At 46.9% G+C, this 5,161-nt stretch carries 6 protein-coding genes and 1 tRNA gene; 6 read left to right on the forward strand and 1 reads right to left on the reverse strand.

Annotated elements, in window-relative coordinates; all coding sequences use genetic code 11:
* From EBR25_12205 to EBR25_12220, 4 genes are all read left to right on the forward strand, one after another.
* Positions 1–280: hypothetical protein (locus EBR25_12205; protein NBW41747.1), on the forward strand; the 280-nt coding region annotated here is incomplete at its 5' end.
* Between the two features lie 29 nt (positions 281–309).
* On the forward strand, positions 310–1,134 hold the full coding sequence (locus EBR25_12210; protein ID NBW41748.1) for an ATP-binding protein: 825 nt from the start codon (positions 310–312) through the stop codon (positions 1,132–1,134).
* Positions 1,135–1,258: 124 nt separating this feature from the next.
* Complete coding sequence (gene secG, locus EBR25_12215; GenBank protein NBW41749.1) at positions 1,259–1,717, forward strand: preprotein translocase subunit SecG; 459 nt, start codon at positions 1,259–1,261, stop codon at positions 1,715–1,717.
* A gap of 119 nt (positions 1,718–1,836) precedes the next feature.
* A tRNA-Leu gene (locus EBR25_12220) sits at positions 1,837–1,920 on the forward strand.
* 189 nt (positions 1,921–2,109) lie between these two features.
* Here EBR25_12220 and EBR25_12225 read toward each other — a convergent pair.
* A complete protein-coding gene (locus tag EBR25_12225) occupies positions 2,110–3,120 on the reverse strand; it encodes a hypothetical protein (protein NBW41750.1) in 1,011 nt (336 codons plus the stop codon).
* Positions 3,121–3,312: 192 nt separating this feature from the next.
* Between EBR25_12225 and EBR25_12230 the strand changes: the two genes are divergently transcribed.
* Together EBR25_12230 and EBR25_12235 are read left to right on the forward strand one after the other, a co-directional pair.
* Complete coding sequence (locus EBR25_12230) at positions 3,313–3,798, forward strand: hypothetical protein (protein ID NBW41751.1); 486 nt, start codon at positions 3,313–3,315, stop codon at positions 3,796–3,798.
* A gap of 252 nt (positions 3,799–4,050) precedes the next feature.
* Positions 4,051–5,052, forward strand: coding sequence for a DUF3108 domain-containing protein (locus tag EBR25_12235; GenBank protein NBW41752.1), 1,002 nt, complete (start codon positions 4,051–4,053; stop codon positions 5,050–5,052).
* Positions 5,053–5,161: the final 109 nt, after the last annotated feature.

A 5,161-nucleotide genomic window follows, 5' to 3' on the forward strand; every position in this document is an offset into this window, starting at 1 on the left:
GCGGCCGCCTATTACTGGCTCGGTATCACAGTTTTCCAATCAGAAGCTGAAAGCTTCAGTGCAGAATAATAGTACAGAAGCGAAGTACTCCATAAGTTTTCGGGTTATCGAACTGGATAAAGATGGAAAGAAACTCCGCTCTACTCCTTTTAGCGCCGTTTTGAAGCCAGGGGAGAGATGGGAACGACAGTTGCGAAAGCAGTCGAGCACTGCTCAAGCTTTACTTGATTTGACTCGTGCCAAGAACCTTACTCCACGAAAGAAAGGTAATGAGCAGTAGAGAAAGAAACGCCTACGATAAACGGTTTATTGAAGGATGATAAAGGAAAGAAGGAAAAGGAAATGGAGAACCTAGGAAAGATTGTCCCGGTTATTTCAGGTAAGGGAGGTGTCGGAAAATCGACGGTGGCAGTAAATCTTGCCTTGTCATTAGCAAAGATGGGGAAAAGGGTAGCACTTATTGACGCAGATTTTTATGGCCCGAGTATTCCTACTTTGCTCGGCGGGGGAGAGATCAAGACTGACCATGAGGGCAAGCTGATTCCGCCTGAGACACACGGGATGAAGTATGTATCACTTGGATTTTTTCTCTCGAATCCAGATGATGCTGTGATTTGGCGTGGCCCTATGTTCAACAAAGCCCTCAATCAGCTCTTTCAAGATGTAAATTGGGGAGTTGTGGAGTATTGCATCGTGGACATGCCTCCGGGGACTGGAGATGCCCAAATTTCACTCGTTCAAATGGTGCAGCTTGCTGGAGCCGTGGTTGTTACCACGCCGCAAGAAGTGGCACTTGCTGATGTGAGAAAAGCATTAAGTATGCTCGAGAAAGTGAATGTGCCGGCGTTGGGAATTGTGGAGAATATGAGTGGCTTTATAGCTCCGGATGGGGTCAGGCATGATATTTTTGGGAGTGGAGGAGGAAAAGCTCTCGCTGAGGCACAGGGGTTGCCTTTACTCGCTCAGATTCCTCTCGATCCTGCTATCCGTGAGGGGGGAGACGTTGGGATGCCGGTTGCCCTGGTTGAGGGCAATAATTCATCTCGAGAGTTATTTCAGGGGCTTGCGAATAGAGTCATCGAGGGTGTTGAGGCTCTGGCTGCCCAGGGAGGAGAGACAGCCGTCGTCAATTGATATCCAGCGGCGTTTGATTATAGACTCCAGTTGCTAATCCGATCGCTGTGTGGCTGTCAGCCCGTGGTGAGGTGGTCTAGAGCGGGGCTAATCTCGAAAAGACCCCAAATGAAGGAATGTTCAAATGTTATTTACTACAGTGCTTATCATTCACTCTCTCTTATGCGTAGTTCTCATAGGGTTGGTTCTCTTACAGCAGGGAAAAGGCGCTGATGCAGGAGCCACTTTTGGAGGTTCCAGTAGTTCTCTGTTTGGAGCGGCAGGGGCAACAGACTTCGTCACCAAACTGACTACTACCTTAGCCATAGGATTTATGGTGACCTCGATACTCTTGATTCGTTCATATAACTCTGGTGGCGCAAGAGGAATATCTTCAAGTAGTGCTCCAAAAAGTGTGGTCGAAGGCTCTATTATGCAGCCAGTCTCTGAAGTTGGTGCTACAACGGCCAACGCGCCTGAGACGGTAGAGAGTAATGTGACTACTGATTCAACTGCTACCAAACAGGAGAGTGCCTCGAGTGCGGAAGGAGAACAGCAAGAAGCAGTAGAGGTACAAGGCGTTGAGGAGAAGACCGCTGAGTAGAAGTATTCCAGAAGTCAGAGATTATGGGGTTTTAGACAACGGAGTATCACTATACAAATAAGACGAGCCGAGAGCTTGATTTCTCGGTTTGAAACATACACGCTATAGCAAGAGCTTACGCCCAGGTGGTGGAATTGGTAGACACGCCAGCTTGAGGGGCTGGTGGCCGCAAGGTCGTGGAGGTTCAAATCCTCTCCTGGGCATTTTTTCTCGCAGCTTCTCCTTCTTCTCCCAAGATCCTTTCCCCTAGAGCAGTACGTGTGTTTTGAAAATCACACGCATTTATTAACCAGCCTATTTCCGTTATCCCTCAAGCTCTAACTGTTCAGAGCCACCGGAATCTTCATATGAATGTGTTTGAGGTTTACAGCACGTTTTTGGTGGATGAGACGCTAGCCTTCTTCAGTCGAGCGCTCGCCAATGCTCTTTTTGTTCTCGTTCTCCTCAATAGGAGTTTCTGGAGTAGCCCTATGGGTAATGGGCATTTTTTTCGTTCTCTTTATCAGAGCAAAAGGTATACGAATAATCATTCCCTTTCTCACTTCCTGTTGTTCAGGTAACAGGTCGCTTAAATCCTGAATTGAGGAAACATTTCTCGTGGTGCCTGTATACCAATCCGATATGTTTTCAAGCATCTGCGCATGTCCTTCAACCTCATGCATGATATCACCATTTGAGGTTCTTCTTGCGTAGCCGCTTGAGAGAGCTAACGCTTGTTGATCCATGTTCTGTGGAATGAACTTCGGGTTATCGAGGTTTACGAGCGAATCAGCGTTCTTGCCAGTTTGGAATTCATTGTCAAAAGGAACCTCTTCCACTTGCTCTTTTTTAACGACCTTCTTCGGTGGCTCGAGTGATTCTGTCTCGGGAAGAAGAGGAACTTCAGGTTCAATAGTGAAAGATGTATTATAGGCTAGGGCGCCCTGGGAATATCGAGTGACATTTCCATGTACGAGAAATACCGGAGACTTTTCTCGTGGCCGCGAAAAATTCTTTATCTGTCTATACGCACTTTGGTTCATCCGATAAGGGCCCGCAACCATCCATTCCGAATGCTCTGGAGTATTAACGAGTCCTCCGCGACGAGTTGCCACGTACATTCCGTAGTCATCAGGGTAATACAGGATGATCTTGTCCTGGGACGTGCGAGCTGTTTTTACTTGGATAGCTCTCGGTGCTCCCTTGTGTTGAAAGTATCCAGCAAGGCTCGAGCTTTCCTCAAGCGTTGCAGCTAATGCAACATTGGGTCCGTGGTACGGATTGGTAGAGCTTAAGATTTGAAGACCTGCATCTTTGAGGGGAAAATAGATGGAAGCCTCGCGTCTCGGTGTACACGCGCTCAAACTCACCAATATGATGAGCAATACGAGGGATTTGATAGTCAGTTTCCTAGGTAATGACATTTTTCTTGTCTTGATTGCAATTCAATATCTCTGGTGTAGTATCGGGTGGTTTAGTAGGAAATCTTAACGCCTATTTTCCTGCGAATTTCTTTGAAATGAGTGCGAGAATTTCGTACATGGCGGAGATTTTGCACCGCTTTGAATGTGTGGAATCTACAGGAGCCGCGTAAGTTTCGGCAAAGAGGAAGGAGTATGTGCATGAGAGAGTCAGGAGAGTCTCTAGTCGGGAATAACGGGATAGAGGATAGCGATAATACTCTTGGGATCCATCTCCCCGCTCACCTTGAATCCGCAGCGCAGAATCTCGAAAAGGAGGTGTCGGAGGGGGTTGAGTCTCTTATTCAAGATGGAGAATTTTCGGAAGAGAATGTTCGTTTCGTAAAAAACTTTATTCTTCCAGCTTCAAGTGGTGCTCTCGTGGCTTCTGACGAGCTGCTTGAGCGGCTTCGGCGGACTGCACAAATCTGGGATGTATCACTGAAACCGAGAGAGATTACCTCGCATAGGAAGGTGCTCGGTCCTTTCATTGTCGGCATTAAGCGACTCATATATCCAGTTCTTTCATTTTTTCTCGAAGATACGCTGAGACAACAACGTGACTTCAATGCTGCGGTATTGCGGTGTCTTGTGGAGCTTGCTCATGAACAGCAAAAGGTGAATCCAGATAACGCTGAGTAATTCAGTAAGTTAAAGATGTTTCTATCGACTACCCAGAGGGTAGGCGAGCCCTAAAAAATGGGCATTGAGGTCGCACGGAGTAAAGGACGTGTGACTATTCACAATGCGCCGATTTTTGTCACATCCAATTGAAATGAATGCGAAAAATTGAGGTTGTCGGTGAGAAAGTCGGAGGTAAGCCCTTTTAAAAGGTGCTTAAGGGCTTAGACCGAGGTATTATACCAAGGAACTTAAGAAGGATAATAAGAGTCAATGGTCTCAGCTCATTTTTGCCCGAACTTACAATTTCTGCCCCGAGACAGCGCGGGTCCTGCCTCAAGGCAGCGCGGGGGCGTAGTGATTGTGAGTTTTTTCAGTAAAATTACTAGGAAGGGCAATCTCTTAACAGCAATGCGCCCATTTTGGTTGTGGCTCTTATGCGTTCATTTCGCAATGCTGACTCCTGTTTCGACCGTCAGAGCAGACGAGCTGTTGGCAGACCAGGTTGACGTTACGACCCCCGTGTACTTTCCAGAAAAGGGGCATGACTTTCGTGAAGGAATTTTCAATTACGAAGTTTCATGGCAGGGCATTCACGCTGCTGATGTGGAGATTACGGTTAGAAGAAAGTCTGAGATCTATGAGGTTTTTATAGCGGTAGAGACCAACTCCTTTGTGGACGTTTTCTATAAGCTTCGATACTCGGTATTGGGAACTATCGCAGCCGATGATTTCACCCCGGGCATATTGCTGATTGATCAACGTGAGAATTCAAGAGTCACTAAAGCGTCGTTAGCGTTTGCTGATGATGGAAGGATTCGTTCAGAGCTCTCAAAGAAGAAAGACTCTGGAAACCGCTTCCAAGAATATGACTTTTATTCGAATAATTTTACTTTGGAGCCTCTGTCTGCTGCATTCCTGGCTCGAAGTCTTGACTGGGCCCCTGGTGTGGAACGCACGTTCGATACCTTTGACGGGAAGAGCCGTTACCTCATTTCCCTCAAGTGTACTGAAGAGCGGTGGATGAAGGTCGGTGGTAAAAAGAGGCTCGTTTGGGTGGTAGAGCCTAGCGTCATTAACTTGAATAAGCAGGAGAAGGCAAAGAAGCTGCGGAGAGCCGCCCTTTACGTCACCGCCGATAAATATAGAGATATACTTCAGATTACGAGCGAAGTGTTTGTAGGCCGCGTAACAACAAAGCTGACGGGATACAGGCCTGCTCTCGAGAAACCACTGCAATTAGTGGCACGTCGTACAGCTCCAGAGCGTTCCTAACAGAAAAGAGCTCTCTTTTTTTTGATACCAACAGGAAACCTTTTCTTGATTTTCGCGATAGAGGTTGTCGAAAGGCTCTATTTACGAAAAGAGAGAGATAATGATTCTA

Source organism: bacterium (assembly GCA_009926305.1).
Taxonomy (GTDB): Bacteria; Bdellovibrionota_C; UBA2361; order UBA2361; family RFPC01; genus RFPC01.